Source organism: Serratia sp. CY40230, from assembly GCF_052168835.1.
Lineage (GTDB): Bacteria > Pseudomonadota > Gammaproteobacteria > Enterobacterales > Enterobacteriaceae > Serratia > Serratia nematodiphila.
Genome location: NZ_JBJNLX010000005.1, coordinates 146,139 through 165,256, shown reverse-complemented (window position 1 = coordinate 165,256; position 19,118 = coordinate 146,139). Strand labels below are relative to the sequence as shown.

18 protein-coding genes and 1 pseudogene are annotated in these 19,118 nt (G+C 62.2%); 6 read left to right on the top strand and 13 right to left on the bottom strand.

Going from position 1 to position 19,118, the window contains the following annotated elements; all coding sequences use genetic code 11:
- Positions 1-184 precede the first annotated feature (184 nt).
- From nth to rsxD, 4 genes are read right to left on the bottom strand one after another with little or no spacing between them, the layout of a single operon-like run.
- A complete protein-coding gene (gene nth, locus ACJ8IJ_RS18125) occupies positions 185-826 on the bottom strand; it encodes an endonuclease III (protein ID WP_004938407.1) in 642 nt (213 codons plus the stop codon).
- Positions 826-1,524, bottom strand: a complete 699-nt coding sequence (locus ACJ8IJ_RS18120) for an electron transport complex subunit E (protein WP_004938409.1) — start codon at positions 1,522-1,524, stop codon at positions 826-828. The genes nth and ACJ8IJ_RS18120 overlap by 1 nt, the downstream gene beginning before the upstream one ends.
- On the bottom strand, positions 1,521-2,150 hold the full coding sequence (gene rsxG, locus ACJ8IJ_RS18115; RefSeq protein ID WP_004938412.1) for an electron transport complex subunit RsxG: 630 nt from the start codon (positions 2,148-2,150) through the stop codon (positions 1,521-1,523). The genes ACJ8IJ_RS18120 and rsxG overlap by 4 nt, the downstream gene beginning before the upstream one ends.
- Positions 2,151-2,159: 9 nt before the next feature.
- Positions 2,160-3,245, bottom strand: a complete 1,086-nt coding sequence (gene rsxD, locus ACJ8IJ_RS18110) for an electron transport complex subunit RsxD (protein WP_004938416.1) — start codon at positions 3,243-3,245, stop codon at positions 2,160-2,162.
- Between the two features lie 365 nt (positions 3,246-3,610).
- Between rsxD and ACJ8IJ_RS18105 the strand changes: the two genes are divergently transcribed.
- A complete protein-coding gene (locus tag ACJ8IJ_RS18105) occupies positions 3,611-4,504 on the top strand; it encodes a helix-turn-helix domain-containing protein (protein ID WP_004938420.1) in 894 nt (297 codons plus the stop codon).
- Between the two features lie 33 nt (positions 4,505-4,537).
- On the opposite strand, the gene rsxC is transcribed toward ACJ8IJ_RS18105, so the two are convergent.
- The 4 genes from rsxC to ACJ8IJ_RS18085 all read right to left on the bottom strand — a co-directional run bounded on the left by rsxC (position 4,538) and on the right by ACJ8IJ_RS18085 (position 8,461).
- Entirely contained in the window at positions 4,538-6,739 is a 2,202-nt protein-coding gene (gene rsxC, locus ACJ8IJ_RS18100) for an electron transport complex subunit RsxC (protein WP_442518431.1), read from the bottom strand.
- The gene (gene rsxB / locus ACJ8IJ_RS18095; RefSeq protein WP_004938428.1) at positions 6,732-7,304 is read right to left on the bottom strand and encodes an electron transport complex subunit RsxB; all 573 of its coding nucleotides are present in this window, start codon (positions 7,302-7,304) and stop codon (positions 6,732-6,734) included. Before rsxB ends, rsxC begins: the two co-directional genes overlap by 8 nt.
- Positions 7,304-7,885 (bottom strand): electron transport complex subunit RsxA, encoded by a 582-nt coding sequence (rsxA, locus tag ACJ8IJ_RS18090; RefSeq protein ID WP_004938443.1) that lies wholly within the window; start codon positions 7,883-7,885, stop codon positions 7,304-7,306. Before rsxA ends, rsxB begins: the two co-directional genes overlap by 1 nt.
- 135 nt (positions 7,886-8,020) lie before the next feature.
- The gene (locus tag ACJ8IJ_RS18085) at positions 8,021-8,461 is read right to left on the bottom strand and encodes a DUF2569 domain-containing protein (RefSeq protein ID WP_004938446.1); all 441 of its coding nucleotides are present in this window, start codon (positions 8,459-8,461) and stop codon (positions 8,021-8,023) included.
- Positions 8,462-8,685: 224 nt separating this feature from the next.
- On the opposite strand from ACJ8IJ_RS18085, the gene ACJ8IJ_RS18080 reads away from it, so the two are divergent.
- Positions 8,686-9,726 carry an oxidoreductase gene (locus ACJ8IJ_RS18080; protein WP_004938449.1) on the top strand — a complete coding sequence of 347 codons (1,041 nt, stop codon included), beginning with the start codon at positions 8,686-8,688 and terminating at the stop codon, positions 9,724-9,726.
- Between the two features lie 72 nt (positions 9,727-9,798).
- Positions 9,799-10,803: a bile acid:sodium symporter family protein gene (locus ACJ8IJ_RS18075; protein WP_004938453.1), complete on the top strand. Its 1,005-nt coding sequence runs from the start codon at positions 9,799-9,801 to the stop codon at positions 10,801-10,803.
- Positions 10,804-10,814: 11 nt separating this feature from the next.
- Here the strand turns inward: ACJ8IJ_RS18075 and ACJ8IJ_RS18070 are convergent, their stop codons facing one another.
- Positions 10,815-11,360 (bottom strand): AAA family ATPase, encoded by a 546-nt coding sequence (locus tag ACJ8IJ_RS18070; RefSeq protein WP_004938455.1) that lies wholly within the window; start codon positions 11,358-11,360, stop codon positions 10,815-10,817.
- A 109-nt stretch (positions 11,361-11,469) separates the two neighbouring features.
- Complete coding sequence (gene add, locus ACJ8IJ_RS18065) at positions 11,470-12,468, bottom strand: adenosine deaminase (RefSeq protein WP_004938457.1); 999 nt, start codon at positions 12,466-12,468, stop codon at positions 11,470-11,472.
- A gap of 136 nt (positions 12,469-12,604) precedes the next feature.
- Here add and ACJ8IJ_RS18060 point away from each other — a divergent pair.
- Positions 12,605-12,802 (top strand): annotated as a pseudogene (locus tag ACJ8IJ_RS18060) (NUDIX hydrolase); the annotation flags it as partial.
- A gap of 33 nt (positions 12,803-12,835) precedes the next feature.
- On the opposite strand, the gene ACJ8IJ_RS18055 reads toward ACJ8IJ_RS18060, so the two are convergent.
- Together ACJ8IJ_RS18055 and malX are read right to left on the bottom strand one after the other, a co-directional pair.
- A complete protein-coding gene (locus ACJ8IJ_RS18055) occupies positions 12,836-14,017 on the bottom strand; it encodes a MalY/PatB family protein (protein ID WP_049188117.1) in 1,182 nt (393 codons plus the stop codon).
- Positions 14,010-15,629: a maltose/glucose-specific PTS transporter subunit IIBC gene (malX, locus tag ACJ8IJ_RS18050; RefSeq protein ID WP_015377762.1), complete on the bottom strand. Its 1,620-nt coding sequence runs from the start codon at positions 15,627-15,629 to the stop codon at positions 14,010-14,012. The genes ACJ8IJ_RS18055 and malX overlap by 8 nt, the downstream gene beginning before the upstream one ends.
- A gap of 223 nt (positions 15,630-15,852) precedes the next feature.
- On the opposite strand from malX, the gene ACJ8IJ_RS18045 reads away from it, so the two are divergent.
- Positions 15,853-16,884, top strand: a complete 1,032-nt coding sequence (locus ACJ8IJ_RS18045; RefSeq protein ID WP_015377763.1) for a Mal regulon transcriptional regulator MalI — start codon at positions 15,853-15,855, stop codon at positions 16,882-16,884.
- Here ACJ8IJ_RS18045 and ACJ8IJ_RS18040 read toward each other — a convergent pair.
- Complete coding sequence (locus ACJ8IJ_RS18040; protein ID WP_085336960.1) at positions 16,881-17,762, bottom strand: LysR family transcriptional regulator; 882 nt, start codon at positions 17,760-17,762, stop codon at positions 16,881-16,883. The genes ACJ8IJ_RS18045 and ACJ8IJ_RS18040 overlap by 4 nt on opposite strands.
- 206 nt (positions 17,763-17,968) lie before the next feature.
- Here ACJ8IJ_RS18040 and blaSRT point away from each other — a divergent pair, with 206 nt between their 5' ends.
- Positions 17,969-19,105 (top strand): SRT/SST family class C beta-lactamase, encoded by a 1,137-nt coding sequence (gene blaSRT, locus ACJ8IJ_RS18035; protein ID WP_442518430.1) that lies wholly within the window; start codon positions 17,969-17,971, stop codon positions 19,103-19,105.
- The last annotated feature ends 13 nt before the right edge of the window (positions 19,106-19,118 follow it).

Below are 19,118 nucleotides of genomic sequence, written 5' to 3'. Positions count from 1 at the left end.
AAAGCGTGACGTTCACCGCAATTTTTGACTAATTTTTCGCTTGAAAATAACGCGGCACTGAGTTTTTCACTGAAAACCGCGATAACGCCGGGGTTACTGCTGCGCGATATCACATTTCCGATAAAAAAGAGGCGCTGGCGGGGGGAGTGGCGGTGACGGGTGCGGTTTGCCGCACCCGTCAGACTCAGGATTCCGGATAAACCTTCTCTTTATACTCGCACAGATCTTCGATGATGCAGGAGCCGCAGCGCGGTTTGCGCGCGATGCAGGTGTAGCGCCCGTGCAGGATCAGCCAGTGGTGGCAATCGACCTTGAATTCGGCGGGCACCACCTTCAACAGCTTCTCTTCCACCTGATCGACGTTCTTGCCCGGCGCGAAGTGGGTGCGGTTGCACACCCGGAAGATGTGGGTGTCCACGGCGATGGTCGCCCAGCCGAAGGCGGTATTGAGCACCACGTTGGCGGTCTTGCGGCCGACGCCCGGCAGCGCTTCCAGCGCGGCGCGATCTTCCGGCACTTCGCCGCCGTGCAGCTCCAGCAGCATACGGCAGGTTTTGATCACGTTTTCGGCCTTACTGTTGAACAGGCCGATGGTCTTGATGTACTCCTTGACGCCATCAACCCCCAGCGCCAGCATGGCGGCGGGGGTGTTGGCGACCGGGTAAAGTCTGGCGGTCGCCTTGTTGACGCTCACGTCGGTGGCCTGCGCAGACAGCAGCACGGCAATCAGCAGTTCAAACGGCGTGGTGTACACCAGCTCGGTGGTCGGGTGCGGGTTGTTGTCGCGCAGCCGGGTCAGAATTTCCAGTCGCTTCTGCTTGTTCATCAGGCCTTCTCAGCACGTCCTTGTTCCAGCAGCGGTTCCGCCGCCACGGCGCGGGCTTTGCGCGCCTTCATTTTTTCGTCGATCAGATATTTGACCGCCAGCAGCAGCCCCAGGCCGATAAAGGCGCCCGGCGGCAGCATCGCCAGCAGAAATGGGCTGTCGAAATGCACCACTTCGATGCGCAGCGACTTGGCCCAGCCGCCCAGCAGTTGGTCGGCGCCGTCGAACAGCGTACCGTTACCCAACAGTTCGCGCATCGAGCCCAGCGTCACCATCACGCCGGTGGCGCCAAGGCCGATGGCCATGCCGTCCAGCGCCGAGAGGCCGACCGGCTTCTTGGCGGCCACCGCTTCGGCGCGGCCGACCACGATGCAGTTGGTCACGATCAATGGAATAAAGATGCCGAGCGACTGATACAGGCCGAAGGCATAGGCGTTGATCAGCATCTGCACGATGCTCACCACCGCAGCGATGATCATCACGTAGATCGGAATACGCACTTCGCTCGGCACCCAGCGACGCACCGCGGAGATGGAGGCGTTGGTCAGCGTCAGCACCAGCGTGGTGGCCAGCCCCAGGCCCAGCGCGTTGGTGACGGTGGAGGTCACCGCCAGCAACGGACACATGCCCAGCAACTGCACCAGGGCGGAGTTGTTTTTCCACAACCCCTGAACGATCAATTCTTTGGCTTCACTCATTCGGCGGCTCCACACGCAGGTAAGCTTTCAAGTTTAGGCGGCAGCGTTTCCATATACAACGCCGTGCGGCGCACCGCATTGACCACCGCCCGCGGGGTGATGGTCGCGCCGGTGAATTGGTCGAACATGCCGCCGTCTTTCTTCACCGCCCAGCGCTTATCGTCCGGGCCTTCGATTTTCTTGCCGCTGAAGAAGGAAATCCAGTCGGAAATGCGCAGTTCAATTTTGTCACCCAGCCCAGGCGTTTCGTGGTGTTCAATCACCCGGGTGCCGAGCACCGTGCCGTTGAAATCGGCGCCGACCAGCAGCTTGATGGCGCCGGAGTAGCCGTCCGGCGCGGTGGTTTCCAGCGCGGCAGCCGTCGGCTGCCCGTTTTTGCGCGCCAGGTACAAGCGATGCGGCGCGCCGTCGCCCAGCGCCGGATCGCTGACCAGCAGGCATTCGTTCTGCATGATGTTGTCGTAGTTTTCCGGCGGTACCACCTGATCGAGCAGCGCTTTTTGCTGCAGCGCCGCCTGATGGGCGATGGTGGTTTTGGTCAGGGCGTAAACCACGGCGGTCAGGCCGGTGGTGACCGCCGCAAACACCGCCAGCGTGGTGCCGTGCTTTCTCATGGAATTCAGCATGGCGGCTCCTTAGCGATGGCCGTACACGCGCGGCTGCGTGTAGTGGTCGATTAACGGGACGGTGATGTTGGCGAGCAGCACGGCGAAGGCCACACCATCAGGGTAGCCGCCATAGACGCGGATCAGCCAGACCAGCACGCCGATCAGCGCGCCGTAGATTAAGCGGCCCTTCGGCGTGGTGGAGGCGCTGACCGGATCGGTGGCGATAAAGAACGCACCCAGCATGCTGGCGCCGGAGAACAGGTGGATCAGCGGCGAAGCCTGATGCGCCGGATCGATCCACCAGGCCAGACCGGAACAGAAGGCGATGGCGGCCAACATGCTGAAAGGGATTTGCCAATGGATCAGGCGGCGCGCCAGCATAAACAGGCCGCCGGCCAGGAAACCGAGGTTGACCCACTGCCAGCCGATACCGGCCAGCGCGCCGCCGAACAGCGGCTGCTGCAACACCTGTTCCACGCTGTGGCCGCTGCGCAGGCCGGTTTTGAAGCCGTCGAGCGGCGTGGCCTGGCTGATGCCGTCCACGCCCATCTGCAGTTCGTGCAGCGTCGCGCCCTGTGCGGTATGGCCGCTGAAAATCGCCAGCAGCGTGTCGTGGAGCGACAGCGCGGTGGCGCGCAGTTCATCCGGCGGTAGCCAGCTGGTCATCTGCACCGGGAAGGAGATCAGCAGCACTACGTAACCGACCATCGCCGGGTTGAACGGGTTCTGCCCGAGGCCGCCATACAGCTGTTTGGCGATAACGATGGCGAAGAAGGTGCCGATGACGATCATCCACCACGGCGCCAGCGGCGGCAGGCTGATGCCGAGCAGCAGCGCGGTCAGCAGGGCGGAGTTATCCGCCAGCCGGCTGCGCACCGGCAGCTTGCGCAGCCTGAGGATCGCGCCTTCTGCAGCCAGCGCGACGATCGCCGCCAGCGCCACCTGAATCAGCACGCCGTAGCCGAAAAACCAAATCTGCGCCGCAATGCCGGGAATGCACGCCAACATGACCCACAGCATAATGCGGCTGGTGCTTTGCTGGTTGTGGGTGAAAGGCGAGCTGGCGATGTGTAAGCCTTTGGCGGCTGTGGGTGATACCGGCCTGAACTTCATAGAGTAACGATACCTTCTGCGCCGCGTCTGCGGCAGTTTCGATGCGCCATACTGCGGGCGCGGCAAAAATGATAGCCGAGCATTCTACCTGATTCGATGCGAGGGTAATACGCCTTAATGATAGGGGTATTCGGCTTTCCGCACATCTGGCGATCGGGGTGGCGCGATTTGATTTTTTTTTGGCCGGGAAATGGGCTAACGTGAGGAATTGTCAGTGGAACTTGTGCCGCCATCGACCGCGGGAAATGGGGTAAACGTCTGAATGAGATATCATTTCTCTCCAGATTTCCGCACAAAATAACAACTTTCACATAATCCGTGTAGGTTACTATCGCGAACATTATTGAGTCAGTGAACCCATAATAATGACAAATGAAGACATTTTTTTTATTGAAGAGCTAATTGAGTGGGTGGAGATACATCTGGAGAAACGGCCAAACCTGGATGAAGTCGCGCGTATTTCGGGCTATTCCAAGTGGCACCTGCAGCGTAAATTCAAGCGTATTACCGGCATTCAACTCGCCACCTATATCCGTTCGCGCATCCTGACGCGCGCCGCGGTGGCGTTGCGCATTACTCGTCGCTCCATCATCGACATCTCCGATGAGCTGGGCTTCGACTCTCAACAGACCTTTACCCGCATGTTCAAGCAGCGCTTCGGCACCACCCCCAATCGCTACCGCTCGATGGAACACTGGGACGTGAAAAACCTGATGCCGCGCTTTAACTTCGAAGCCAGCTACGGCGCCGGTTATTACCCGGAAGTGAAGCGGCTGACGCTACCCGACATGCAGCTGGTCGGCTTCACGCGCCGGCTGGATTTCGCCTCCGAACAGGAGCTGGAGTACTCTTCCTGCATGGCGATGAAGGACGAGATTTTCAACGACTTCTTCAAGGGGCTGCACGTCGACTGTCGGCGGATTTACAGCATCTATTCCCCTCATGCCGGGGAGGGCGACGAGCTCTCATCCACGCTGGTGATGGCTGTTGATCCTGAACACAGAAAGGATATTCTTTCCAACCATCAGATAGACACCTTCCATTTGCCGAGCCGCGAGTTTATCTCTATCAACCATAAGGGGTCGGCGAAAGAGTGTTTGCAGTTTTTCGGCTACCTGATGTCGCATGTGATGCCGGGGTTGAAGGATAAAGTGCGCGGCAGTATGGAAATGGAGATCATTCAAACCAAAGAGTGGAATCCTGAATCCAAACTGCGTCAGATTGAAGTGGATTACACCTACCTGATTTCTATCGATTAAATGGCGCCTGGCGTCAGCCAGGCGCCGCTATCATTATTTGTCTTCCGTTTCCGCCGCCAGCGATTCTCTGGCGGCTTTTTTGGCCTTTGCGCGGGCGATAGCCGCCGCGACCGCCGCCTTGCGCGGATCTTCTTCGGCTGCAGCCGGCGCCGGTTCCGCCGATGCAGGGGCATCCGCCTGCTGCGCCGCTTTCTTGGCCTTGGCGCGGGCGATAGCCGCCGCGACCGCCGCCTTGCGCGGATCTTCTTCGGCGGCAGCCGGCGCCGGTTCCGTCGGTGCAGGGTCATCCGCCTGCTGCGCCGCTTTCTTGGCTTTTACGCGCGCCAGTGCCGCCGCGACCGCCGCTTTGCGCGGATCTTCTTCGGCGGCAGCCGGCGTCGTTTCCGCCGGCGCAGGGGCATCAGCCTGCTGCTCTGCCTTTTTGGCCTTCACGCGCGCCAGGGCGGCCGCAACGGCCGCTTTACGCGGATCGTCCTCTGTTGCCGCCGGGGCGGAGTTGTCTGCTGCCGGCGCCTCTTTGCGCGCTTTCACGCGGGCCAGCGCCGCGGCCACGGCGGCTTTACGCGCGTCGTCGCCAGCGGTCGCCGGTGGCGCTTCCGTTTCCACCTCGGCAGCCAGCTGGGCACGACGTTCGCGCGCCTGCGCTTTACGTGCTTCGCGGGCAGCGATCATCTCGCTGTTATCCGGCTGCTGGCCGTTGACCGGCGTAACCGCCGCTTCGGCATTCTTGCTGCGCACGCGCGCCAGCGCGGCCTGCACTGCGCCCTGATCGTCGTCGGTCAGTTTGACGGCGGCCTTTTTATGTCGCTCTTCACGCGCCAGTTTTTCACGCTCCAGACGCGCCAGCTTGGCCTCGTAACGCGCCTTGGCCTCGGCGGTGCGCGCCGCTTCCAGATCGATAGCCTTGATTTCGGCCTTTTCCTGCCGGTAGTACTGTACCAGCGGGATATTGCTGGGGCAGACGAACGCGCAGGCACCGCATTCGATGCAGTCGAACAGGTTATGGTTGCGCGCCTTGTCGTGCTCCTGCCCGCGGCTGAACCAGTACAGCTGTTGCGGCAGCAGCCCGGCAGGGCAAGCGTCTACGCACAGGCCGCAGCGGATGCAGGACTGCTCCGGTTCCTGCGGCGTCATTTCATCCACCGTCGGTGCCAGAATGCAGTTGCTGATCTTGACGATCGGCACGTTCAGCGCGGGCAGGGTGAAGCCCATCAGCGGGCCGCCCATGACCACCATCTGCTGCGCCTGCGGACGGAAACCGACGAAGTCGAGCAGGTGCTGCACCGGCGTGCCGATGCGAGCCCACAGATTGCCGGGGCGCTCGATCGCCTCGCCGGTCAGGGTCACTACGCGCTCAATCAGCGGTTCGCCGTCGACGATCGCTCGCTTGATGGCGAAGGCGGTGCCGACGTTTTGCATCAATACGCCGATAGCGGAGGAGTGCTTACCGTGCGGCACTTCCTTGCCGGTCAAAATTTTGGTCAGCTGCTTGGCGCCGCCGGACGGGTATTTGGTCGGGATGACGCGCAGCGCAATGCCGGGCTGGCCGCGCAACGCCTGTTTCAGCGCCGCGATTGCCTCCGGTTTATTGTCTTCGATGCCGATCAACGTGAGCTTGGGTTGCAGAATGTGTTGCAGGATCTGCGTGCCTTCAATGATCTGAGCGGCATGTTCCTGCATCAGACGGTCGTCGGCGGTAATGTAAGGCTCACACTCGGCGGCGTTGAGGATCAGCGTTTCCACGCCGCTCATGCCGCCTTGCAGTTTGCTGGCGGTCGGGAAACCTGCGCCGCCCAGGCCGGCGATACCGGCCTGATGAATACGTTGAATCAGTTCCGCGGCGGGCGATTGGCGATAGTCCGCCACCGGATCGCGCTCGCACCAGCGGTCTTCCCCGTCTGCCTCAATAATCACGCACAGCTCCGTCAGCCCGGACGGGTGCGCGGTGATGTGTGGCGTAATGGCGCTGACGGTGCCCGAGGTCGGGGCGTGCACCGGCACGGTGCGGCCGCGGCCGACGGTCAGCGGCTGGCCTTTCAACACCCGATCGCCGGCGCTGACGCACAGCTCGCCTTCCGGCCCCAGATGCTGTTGCAGCGGAATGATAAAGGTCTTGGGCAGGGGCGCGACACGCAGCGGCGCACCGCTGGACTGCGTTTTCATTTCCGGTGGATGGATCCCGCCGTCGAAATCCCAGATCCGGTCTTTTTTAAAGGCGGCGAACAGATTAAGCATGTTGCTCCACGTGGATCACTTGCACCGGGATCGTCTTCATGTCCCACTTCCAGTTGGCGGTGGTGGTAGCGACCGGTCTCATTTCAATACAGTCGGTAGGGCAAGGGGCGACGCACAGATCGCAGCCGGTACAGAGGTCGGTGATGACGGTGTGCATGGCGCGGGTGGCGCCGACGATGGCGTCCACCGGGCAGGCCTGAATGCACTTGGTGCAGCCGATGCAGTTGGCCTCGTCGATATAGGCCACTTTACGCTCCGGCTCGGCGGCGGCTTCGCTGCCCAGCGGCTGCGGCTCGACGTTGAGCAGCTCCGCCAGTTTCAGCATCACCTGTTCGCCGCCCGGCGCGCATTTGTTGATCATCTCGCCGTTGGCCACCGCCTCGGCATAGGGGCGACAGCCGGGGTAGCCGCACTGGCCGCACTGGCTCTGCGGCAGGATCGCATCGACCTGCTCGGCGACCGGATCCTCTTCCACCTCAAAACGGCGCGCGGCGTAGCCCAGCACCAGTCCGAACAGCAGCCCGAGCGCGCTCAAAGCCGCGATAGCTATCCACAACGCAGTCATTAGAATTTCACCAGCCCGGTAAAGCCCATAAAGGCCAGCGACATCAGCCCGGCGGTGATCAGCGCGATCGAGGAGCCGCGGAACGGCGCCGGCACGTCGGCCACCGCCAGACGTTCGCGAATGGCGGCGAACAGCACCATCACCAGCGAGAAACCGGCGGCGGCGCTAAAGCCGTAAACGGCGGACTGCAGGAAGTTGTAGCCGAGGTTAACGTTAAGCAACGCCACGCCAAGCACCGCACAGTTGGTGGTGATCAGCGGCAGGAAGATGCCCAGCAGGCGGTAGAGCGCCGGGCTGGTCTTGCGCACTACCATCTCGGTGAACTGCACGACGACGGCGATCACCAGAATGAAGGAGAGCGTGCGCAGGTACACCAGATCCAGCGGAACCAGAATAAAGGTGTTGATCACCCAGGCGCTGACGGAGGCCAGCGTCATGACGAAGGTGGTGGCCATTCCCATGCCGATGGCGCTTTCCAGCTTCTTGGAAACGCCGAGGAACGGGCACAGGCCAAGAAACTTCACCAGAACGAAGTTGTTCACCAGTACGGTGCCGACAAACAGGAGCAGGTATTCGGTCATTGCGATGCCTAAAAAAATAAAAGCCGCCTATTATCGGGAATCGGCGGCCGGACGACAACATATGAATCGCAGGGGTATTGCCTTTTTTGGTGAAAATTTACACAAAATACCCGATAAAACGTGCTGCAACCGCCTTTAACGTTCGGTAAAGGTGCCTTTGACCCGCTGCGAGCGCTTGATATAAGGCACCAGCAGCGCCGCCATCAGTAGCGGCCAGCCGAGGCTGCGCACCGCCACTTCGTCCGGCACCGGCGCGAAGGCGAAGGCTTTCACCGCCAGGATCACCGTGATCAGCAGCCACAGCAGGAACAGTTTAGGGAAGCGCTGCGACCGCTGGCAGAACAGAAACACCAGCCACAGGGTAAAGCCCCACATCAAGAGCGTGGTCAGCACCGAAAAGTACCATTGCAGGGTAAACGCCTGGGCGTTGGTCAACAGATAGTCGCGCGACTCGGGCATGAAGATCGCCATGGCGTACAGGAGCAGCATCAGGCTGGCGCTGAGCAGGGTAACGATCAGATAGGCCAGCGGGGCCAGCAACCAACCGCCGATACGAGAGTATTCAGCTTGAGACATAAAACGGCTTCCTGATTGAATCGGGGATCACAGGCGGCATAGCTTAGCGGGTAATATAGGCTTCGTCATCTCTATCAAGCGGATAGCTCGGCATTGCGGCGCCGGGCCGCACGTTTGGCTACTCCGGCCTTGCTTCGAATTAACATCTCATTTACTTCTTGTTCCATCCGGCCGCATGGTGTCAAATCGAAAGGGTCTGTCGTGAGCCTGCAAGAGGAAATCCCATGGCTGAAAAAATTCGTGTCGGGCTGGTCGGTTACGGCTACGCCGGTAAAACCTTTCATGCGCCGCTAATCGCCGGTACGCCGGGGCTGGAACTGGCCGCCGTTTCCAGCAGCGATGCCGGCAAAGTGCACGCCGACTGGCCGTCGATGACGGTCGTGGGGGATGCGCAAGCGCTGTTCGCCGATCCGGCCCTCGATCTGATCGTCATTCCTACCCCCAACGATACCCATTTCCCGCTGGCGCAACAGGCGCTGGCCGCCGGCAAGCACGTGGTGGTGGATAAACCGTTTACCGTGACGCTGTCACAAGCACAGGCGCTGCAACAGCAGGCGCAGCAGAGCGGTTTACTGCTGTCGGTGTTCCACAACCGTCGCTGGGACAGCGATTTCCTGACCCTCAAAGCGCTGCTGAACGACGGTTCGTTGGGCGAGGTGGTGTATTTCGAGTCGCATTTCGATCGCTACCGGCCACAGGTGCGCCAGCGCTGGCGCGAACAGGGCGGCGCCGGCAGCGGCATCTGGTTCGATTTGGGGCCGCATCTGCTCGATCAGGCGCTGCAACTCTTCGGCAAACCCGAGCGGCTGTTCGTCGATCTGGGTGAGCTGCGGCCGGGGGCACAGGCGGTGGACTATTTTCACGCGCTGCTGAGCTATGGCGATCGCCGCGTGGTGCTGCACGCCAGCATGCTGGCGGCGGCGGAGAGCCCGCGCTACGTCGTGCACGGCACCCGCGGCAGCTATGTCAAATACGGCCTCGATCCGCAGGAGGACCGGCTGAAGGCCGGCGAGCGCTTGCCGCAGGCCGATTGGGGCTATGACATGCGCGACGGCGTGGTGACGCTGTCACGTGACGATCTGCTGGCGGAACAACCGCTGCTCAACATTCCCGGCAATTATCCGGCTTATTACGCGGCGGTGCGCGACGCGATCACCGGCATAGGCGAAAACCCGGTGCCGGCCGCCGACGCCATCGCGGTGATGGCATTGATTGAACTGGGGCTGGAATCGGCCCGGCTGCAGCAGGCGCTGCCGGTGGTTTGATACCGCCCATTTCTCTGTGCCCGGCGCAACGTCGGGCCTTTTTACGACTTTACGTGCAAGGAAATTCGTTTCATGTCCTGGTTGCAGCGTTTGCGCATTGATAAATTTTTGCTGGTTCTGATTTTGGTGGTGATCGTCGCCTCGCTGTTCCCCTGCGAAGGCATCTGGAAAACCTTCTTTGAACACCTGACCACCGCCGCCATCGCGCTGCTGTTCTTTATGCACGGCGCCAAGCTGTCGCGCGAGGCGATCGTCGCCGGCATGAGCCACTGGAAGCTGCATCTGCTGGTGTTCCTCAGCACCTTTGCGCTGTTCCCGCTGCTCGGGCTGGCGATGAACCTGCTGGTGCCGGGCATCATGACGCCGACGGTCTATCTCGGCTTCCTCTATCTGTGCGCGCTGCCGGCCACGGTGCAGTCGGCCATCGCCTTTACCTCGGCGGCGGGCGGCAACGTGGCGGCGGCGATCTGTAGCGCCTCGGCGTCCAGCATTCTTGGCGTGTTCCTGTCGCCGCTGCTGGTGGGGGCGTTGATGCATACCCAGGGCGGCAATACCGACGTGCTGCACGCCATTGGCTCAATCATTCTGCAACTGATGGTGCCGTTCGTGATCGGCCATCTGGCGCGGCCGCTGATCGGCAAGTGGATCGACCGCCATCGCAAACTGATTAACCTGACCGACCGTTCGTCGATCCTGCTGGTGGTGTATACCGCGTTCAGTGCGGCGGTGGTGGAAGGGATTTGGCACCGTATCGACGGCTGGTCGCTGCTGACCATCCTGGTGATGTCGCTGGTGCTGCTGACGGTGGTGCTGGTGATCAACACCTACGCGGCGCGCTGGCTGGGCTTCAACACCGCCGATGAAATCACCATTGTGTTCTGCGGTTCGAAAAAGAGCCTGGCGAACGGCATCCCGATGGCCAACGTGCTGTTCCCGGCCGCGGCGGTGGGCGCCATGGTGCTGCCGCTGATGATTTTCCACCAGGTGCAACTGATGGTGTGCGCGGTGCTGGCGCAGCGCTATGCGCGTAAAACCGCCAAACAGCGGGCCGAGGCGGAGGCGCTGGCGGCCAAATAGGCCGCAGGCCGCTAGCGGTGGCTCAGCGCGTCGAGCAGAAAGTCGGCGCGCTCATCGGGTGAGGCGCGCGGCAGCTCTTGCAGCCGATAGCCATAACGGCGATAGATGGCCACCATCGCCCGATAGGTTTGCTCGGCTTCGGCGAAAGACTGTTTTCTCTCGCTGTCCTGCGCATAAATCGCTCGCCACGGCGGGGCGATGAACACCGTATCGGCATAGCGAAAGGCGTCGATCGCCGCCGTTAAGGGGGCGGGGATCGATAATCCGCACAGCGTCAGGTAACCGGCGATATCCGGCAGGCCGCGATCGAAGAACCAGCATGTTGCGCCCGTCGCTTCGCGCCATGAACGCAGTTCCCAATCGAGCATCCGCTCGGCGAAAGCCTGGCGATCGCCCCACGGCAGCGCATTGCCGCCAATACTCACCTGATCCTGAATAATCGCCCGGCCCGCCTCCTGCGAATGCGGGTAACCGCGGCGATGAAGAACGTCGATGAGCGTGCTTTTGCCCGAACCCGGGCCGCCGGTCAGCACGATACGGCGTAGTTTGTCAGACATACGGATCTCCTCTCTTGCAACAGAGTGATGGGGTGAAAACAGCGATAAAGACGAGCAGGCGGAAGAAAACGGGGGATGAGAAGAAGGCGCCGTTTGGCGCCTGGGGAGATTAGCCCTGAACTTTGGCGCGCAGCGCCTGTTTTTCCTGCTCGCTGAGGAAGGCCAGCTTCAGGCCGTTTTCCTGCGCGGTGCGGATTTCTGCCGGCGTCAGCCCGGCCTGCGGCGCGGCGACGCGGTATTCATGCTCGATCTCGATGCCCTGAACCGCCGGATCGTCGGTGTTGATCGACGCCAGCACGCCATGGCGCAGGAAGGTGGCCAGCGGATGCTGCGCCAGTGACGGCACGGTGCTGGTCTGGATGTTGGAGGTCAGGCAGGATTCGATGCCGATGCCGTGTTCCGCCAGGAAGTCCATCAGCGCCGGATCTTCAACCGCTTTTACCCCGTGGCCGATACGTTCGGCACCCAGCTCGCGGATCGCCTGCCAGATGCTTTCCGGGCCGGCGGCTTCGCCCGCGTGCACGGTGATGCGCAGGCCGGCGTCGCGCGCGCGGTTGAAGTGGTTGAGGAACAGGCTGCCGGGGAAGCCCAGCTCATCGCCCGCCAAATCCAATGCGGTAATGCCGTCGCGGTGCGCCAGCAATCCTTCCAGCTCCTGCAAACAGGCGGCCTCGCCAAAGGTGCGGCTCATGATGCCGATCAGGCGAATGTCGATGTCGCGATCGCGGCAGCCCGAGCGGATCCCGTCGATCACCGCTTCCACCACGCCGGCGACCGGCAGCTGATGCTTCATCGCCATGTAGTAAGGGGAAAAACGCAGCTCGGCGTAGTGCAGGCCGGCGTTGGCGGCGTCCTCGACGTTTTCGTAGGCCACCCGGCGGCAGGCGTCCAGATCGCCCAGCACCGCTACGCCCCAGTCCAGTTTCTGCAGGAAGCTGACCAGATCCGGTTCGGCGTGGGTGATCTGCACGTGCGGGCGCAGGCTCTCCAAATCGTTGGCCGGCAGGGTGAGGTTGAACTGGCGACCGAGGTCGAGAATGGTCTGCGCGCGGATGTTGCCGTCGAGATGGCGGTGAATGTCGGTAAGCGGTAGGCGGGGATCGATCATGCTGGGCACTCGCTAATTTATCGTAGGTAAAGTGCAGAACAGTATAAAAACAAATGAATGAAACTTGCCATCTCGTTGCATAAAAAAGTGACTTGAATCACAAATAATGCGAGGTGTATCGCATTATCGTCGTGAATCAGGCTCCACTCAGGTTGGCGATGCGGTGAGCGAGGCGTTTCTTTACCCGGTGGCCCATCGGCTGATTGCGCAGTGTCAGGCGGTGTATCGCATCGAAGGGGCATCTGCGGGGGCCGATAACGACGTGCGGTTGGCTAACGAATGGGGATTGACGGTCTATCGTCATCTGGAGGAAATTCCGTCTGTTCAGGCGTAACGGAGGGGCGGGCAGAGGCTCGCCCCCCTCGCGTTATTGCTCGTCCAGCACCACCCTCAACCCGGCGATCAGCTTGTCCATGCCGGCCTCCAGCTTGCCGCGCGGGCAGCCGACGTTGAGACGCAGGAACCCGCGGCCTTCCTCGCCGTAGGTAAAGCCCGGCATGATCGCCACCTTTTCGCGCTCAATCAGCACCTGCTGCAGCGCCCGATCGTCTACGGCCAGCGGCCGCAGATCGATCCAGGCCAGGTAGGTGGCCTGCGGCGGGCGCCAGCCCAGCGCGGGAAACGCCTGCTCCAGCCGTTCGGCGACGTAGCTCAGATTATCCTGCAGATAGTCGCGCAGGGCGTCCAGCCAGGGTTCACCGTGGCGATAGGCAGCCACGTGCGCCGCCACCGCCAGCACCGCCGGCGAGGAGAGGCCGTCGCGGGCTTTGAGCTGCTGGAAATAGGCTTCGCGGCTGGCGTCGTCGCTGATAAAGCCGTAGGCGCCGGTCAGTGCTGGGATATTGAAACTCTTGGAGCCGGAGGTCAGCAAGGCCCAGGCGCCGGTCGCTACCTGGCTCCACGGCGTATGGCGGTGTTCCCCCCATGCCATATCCATGTGGATTTCGTCGCTGATGACGCGTACGTCGTGGCGCTCGCACAGTTCGGCCATCTGCTGCAACTCGTCGCGGCGCCACACTTTGCCGGTGGGATTATGCGGGCTGCACAGCAGCAGGATCTTGGTTTGCGGCCGCGCCAGCAACGCCTCAAGGTGCGCCATGTCGCAGCGCCAGTCGTCGCCGGCCTTGTGCAGCGGGCAGGCCAACAGTTGGCGTTGGTTGGCGAGGATCACCTTGTAGAAGGCGTCGTAGGCCGGGGTATGGGTCACCACATAGTCGCCTGGTACGGACCATTGGCGGATCAGCTGCGCCGCCATGTAGATAACGGAGGGGCCGTACACCGCCGTTGCGGTGTCGATGGCGACGTTGAAACGTTGCTGATACCAGTGGCGCAGCGCGCCGAGAAAATCCTCGTGCTGCCAGCGGCTGTAGCCCAGCACGCCGTGCTGCAGGCGTTGCTGCAACGCCTCGAGAATGCACGGCGCGGTGGCGAAATCCATATCGGAGATGGTGAACGGCAGCAGGTCGTCGCTGCCGAATCGATCGGCGATATAGTCCCACTGGGTGCACCAGGTGCCGTGGCGGTCGATCGGGGTGGAGAAATCAAACATGGGTGGCTCCCTGCAGCGCCGCGGCAGGTTGCGCCGTGGCTATCAGTGAGTCTAATTCATCTTTCACCGATTGCACCTGCGGGCCGATCACCACCTGCAGATTATGGTCGTTGAGATGCACTACGCCGATGGCGCGGTTGGCCTTCAGCGCCGCATCGTCCACCCGGCTCATGTCGTTGACCGACAGGCGCAGGCGGGTGATGCAGTTGTCCAGCGTGATAACGTTGCCCGGGCCGCCGAGGGCCGCCAGAATCGCCGGCACGTTGTAGCCGGATTTGCCCACCGCGCCGCTCGGCGCGCTTTGGCTGACGGCGCTGTCGCTCTCACGGCCCGGCGTTTTGATGTTAAAGCGCTGGATGGCGAAGCGGAAAATGGCGTAATAGCCGACGAACCAGACGGCGGCCACCACCGGCACCAGATACCACTTGGTGGCGGTGCCGTGCAGAATGCCGAACACCACGAAGTCGATGATGTTGCCGTCGGTGTTGCCGATGGTCACGCCCAGCAGCGCCATCACGGTAAAGCCCAACCCGGTGAGCAGCGCGTGGATCAGATACAGGAACGGCGCGACGAACAGGAACAGGAACTCGATCGGTTCGGTGGTGCCGCCGACCACGCAGGCCACCACGCCGGAAATCAACAGCCCTTTGATTTTGTGACGATTCTCCGGTTTAGCGCAGTGGTACATCGCCAGCGCCGCGCCCGGCAGGCCGCCGAGGAACGCCGGCATTTTACCCTGTGACAGGAAGCGGGTGGCGCTCTCGGCGAAGCCGGTGGTGGTCGGGCAGGAGAGCTGCGCCTGGAAGATGGTCAGGGCGCCGCTGACGCTGTGGCCGCACACCTCCATCGTACCGCCCGCCTCGGTAAAGCGGATCAGCGCCACCAGAATGTGCTGCAGGCCGAACGGCAGCAGCAAGCGTTCACCGGTGCCGAACAGCATCGGGCCAAAGGCGCCGGCGCTGTTGATCACCCAGCCCAGCCCGGTGATGCCGGCGGCGAACCACGGCCAGATCAGCGGGATCACCAGGCCGCACAGGCCCAGCACCACGGTGGTGACGATTGGCACGAAGCGCGTGCCGCCGAAAAACGCCAGCGCGTCCGGCAGGCGGATGGTGTGGAAGCGTTCATGCAGGCGATAGACGATGATGCCGACGATCACCGCGCCGAGGATGCCGGTATCGATCGACTGAATGCCGAGGATGTTCTGGATATTGTTGGCTTTCAGCACCAGCGGATCGCTGGTGGGCAGCACGCCGGCGGCGGTCAGGTAGAAGTTGGTGCCCAGATTCAGCACGGCGAAGCCGACGAAACCGGAGAACGCGGCGACGCCTTTGTTTTCGCGCGCCATGCCCAGCGGAATGGCGATGGCGAACATCACCGGCAGGAAGCTGAAGGCGAAGGAGCCTACCTTGCTCATCCAGGTGAAGATCAGCTGGAAGATCGGGTGGCCGATAAACGGCATCAGGGTGATCACGTCGCGGCTGCTCAGCGAGCTGCCGATCCCCAGCATGATGCCGCAGAAAGAGAGCAAGGCGACGGGCAACATGAACGTTTTGCCCAGGCTCTGGAAGAACTCCCAGAGGGTGATTTTGGGTTTGTTGGCTGCTGACATAACCGACTTCTCCTGGCGAAAAGACGAGCAAAAAGGGGACTGTTGATTAGGTAAAAAGAAGATAAAACGTTTTACCTAGCAAAAATGCGCCACCAATCACAAATCTGCCGCCCGGTTTTTGGCGACAATGCGGCAGGCAGTAAAACGTTTTACTGAGCTAACGGATTCGGTATACCCTTGATCATTACGGCGCGGGTTGCCCAGGAACGGGTTCGCAGAGACTATGAGCATCAAAAAAATCACCATCACCGATGTGGCGCAGCAGGCGGGCGTGTCGGTCACCACGGTTTCCCTGGTGTTGAGCGGCAAGGGGCGGATTTCGCCGACCACCGTCGAGAAGGTCAATCAGGCGATAGAGCAGCTGGGCTACGTGCGCAATCGTCAGGCGGCGACGCTGCGCGGCGGTGAATCCGGGGTGATCGGCCTCGTTCTGCGCGACATTTGCGAACCCTTCTATGCCGAAATGACCGCCGGGCTGAGCGAAGCGCTGGAGGCGCACGACAAACTGCTGTTTTTAACCCAGAGCGGGCGCGACGGCCAGGGCTTGCAGCGGGCGTTTGACGCGCTGCTGGCGCAGGGCGTCGACGGTATCGTGCTGGCCGGCGGCATTCGCGCGGCGGCTGGGTTGAAGGAGAAGGCGGCCGAGCAGGGCGTACCGCTGGTGTGCGTGGCGCGCTCCAGCGGTCTCGATGGGGTGGACGTGGTGCGGCCGGACAACATGCAGGCCGCCAAACTGGCCACCGAATTTTTGATCAAACGCGGCCACAGCCAAATCGCCTACCTTGGCGGCCAAAGCGACTCATTGACGCGTGCCGAGCGGTTGGGCGGTTTTTGCGCCACGCTGGTGCAGTACGGCCTGCCGTTTCGCAGCGAATGGATCGTCGAGTGCGATTGCCGGCAGCGTGAGGCGGCGCAAGCGGCGGAACAGCTGCTGCGCCACTATCCGAACATTACCGCTGTCGTTTGCCATAAGGCTTCGGTGGCGCTGGGCGCCTATTTTGGCCTGACGCGCAGCGGCCGCAGCATCGGCTCGGACGGGGTTGACGCTTACTACGGGCGGCAGGTGGCGCTGATCGGCTTCGGCGACGTGCCGGAGGCCGAGCTGACCGAGCCGCCGCTGACCTTCGTCTCCAGCTCGGCGCGGGAAGTGGGGCGCAGCGCCGCCGCGCGCCTGCTGCAGCGCATCGGTGACGCCGACCTGCCGGCGCAGAACGTCATTCTGCCGCCGACGCTGATCCGGCGCGGCTCCGCCTAATCCCGCCGCTGTTCCTCTTCCGCCTCCCGGCGGATCCAGCCGATAAAGGTTTTCATCGCCGGCGTCAGATCCCGCGACTTCAAATGGGTCAGCCAATAGGCGCCAAGCGCGGCCTCGGCGGCGAACGGCCGCTGCAGCGCGCCGGCGGCCAGTTCGCGGCGGAACATGCTGACCGGCGCCAGCGCCACACCGTCGCACTGGATCGCGCCTTCCACCATCAGTCTTGACGAGTCGAACACCGGGCCGTTGATCCGCCACGGCGTCACCTGCGCAGCCGTGAACCAGCGCTCCCATTCATCCTTGCGGTAGGTGCGCATCAGCTGCTCGTGCTGCAGATCCTGCGGCGTGCGCAGGCGCGCGGCGACCGCCGGCGGGCAGAGCACCGTCAGCGGCGCGTCGAACAGCTTGATATTGCAGGTGGCGGGCCAGAGGCCTTCGCCGAAGCGGATGGCGAAATCCATGCCGTCGGCCGACAGATTGACCAGGTTGTTGTGGGTCAGCACCCGTAGATCGATAAACGGGTGCGCCGTGCGGAACGCCGCCAGCCTCGGCATCAGCCAGCCGACGGCGAAGGTGCCGACCACCGCCACCGTCAGCACCTCGTGGAAATGCCCGCCTTCGAACTGTTGCAGCACCGCCTCGATGCGGTCGAAGGCGTCGTTCAACACCGGCAGCAGCGCCTGGCCTTCTTCGGTCAGATCCAGGCCGCGCGGCAGGCGGCGGAACAGCTGAATGCCCAGCTGTTCTTCCAGCATGCGCACCTGCTGGCTGACGGCGGCCTGGGTGACGCGCAGCTCCAGGCCGGCGCGGGTGAAGTTCAGGTGGCGGGCGGAGGATTCGAACGCCCGCAGGGCGTTGAGGGGAAGTCGATTGCGCATTGTCGATAGCCATAAGTTTTTCTTTATGCTGGCTGAAATTATTATCGCTTGTCAACCCGGCGGCAAAATCCGATATTTGGCGCGGCTGCTGAGAGCGTCGTGGCAGCCGTAAAGGAATGACATCATCAACCAGGGAAAGCGCCGTGCATAACGCCAATAAAAACTTTTGGCCGCGGCCGATGCCCTGCAACCTGAGAGCTTCTATCATGACGAAAATGAACCGCCTGGCGGCCGCGTTGATCGCCGCGCTGATCCTGCCGACCGCACAGGCCGCGCAGCAGCAGGATATCGACGCCGTTATTCAGCCGCTGATGAAAAAATACGGCGTGCCGGGTATGGCGATCGCCGTGTCGGTCGACGGCAAACAGCAGATTTACCCGTATGGCGTGGCCTCGAAGCAGACCGGCAAACCGATCACCGAGCAGACGCTGTTCGAAGTGGGCTCGCTGAGCAAAACCTTCACCGCGACGCTGGCGGTCTATGCGCAGCAGCAGGGTAAGCTGTCGTTCAGCGATCCGGCCAGCCGCTATCTGCCCGAGCTGCGCGGCAGCGCCTTCGACGGCGTCAGCCTGCTGAATCTGGCGACGCATACCTCCGGCCTGCCGCTGTTCGTGCCGGACGACGTGACCGACAACGCCCAACTGATGGCCTACTACCGGGCCTGGCAGCCGAAACACCCGGCGGGCAGCTACCGCGTCTATTCCAATCTCGGTATCGGCATGCTGGGCATGATCGCCGCCAAAAGCCTCGACCAGCCGTTTATCCAGGCGATGGAACAGGGGATGTTGCCGGCGTTGGGCATGAGCCACACCTACGTTCAGGTGCCGGCGGCGCAGATGGCCAACTATGCGCAGGGTTACAACAAGGACGATAAGCCGGTGCGGGTCAATCCCGGCCCGCTGGACGCCGAGTCTTACGGCATCAAGTCCAACGCTCGCGATCTGATTCGCTATCTGGACGCCAACCTGCAGCAGGTGAAGGTCGCACAGCCGTGGCGCGACGCGCTGGCCGGGACGCACGTCGGCTATTATAAGGCGGGCGCGTTCACGCAGGATCTGATGTGGGAGAACTACCCGTATCCGGTGAAACTGTCGCGTTTGATCGAGGGCAACAACGCCGGGATGATCATGAATGGCACGCCGGCTACCGCCATCACGCCGCCGCAGCCGGAATTGCGCGCCGGCTGGTATAACAAAACCGGCTCTACCGGCGGTTTCTCCACCTACGCGGTGTTCATCCCGGCGAAGAATATCGCCGTGGTGATGCTGGCCAACAAATGGTTCCCGAACGACGATCGGGTCGAGGCGACTTATCGCATCATCCAGGCGCTGGAGAAGCGCTGACAATCAGGGGCGC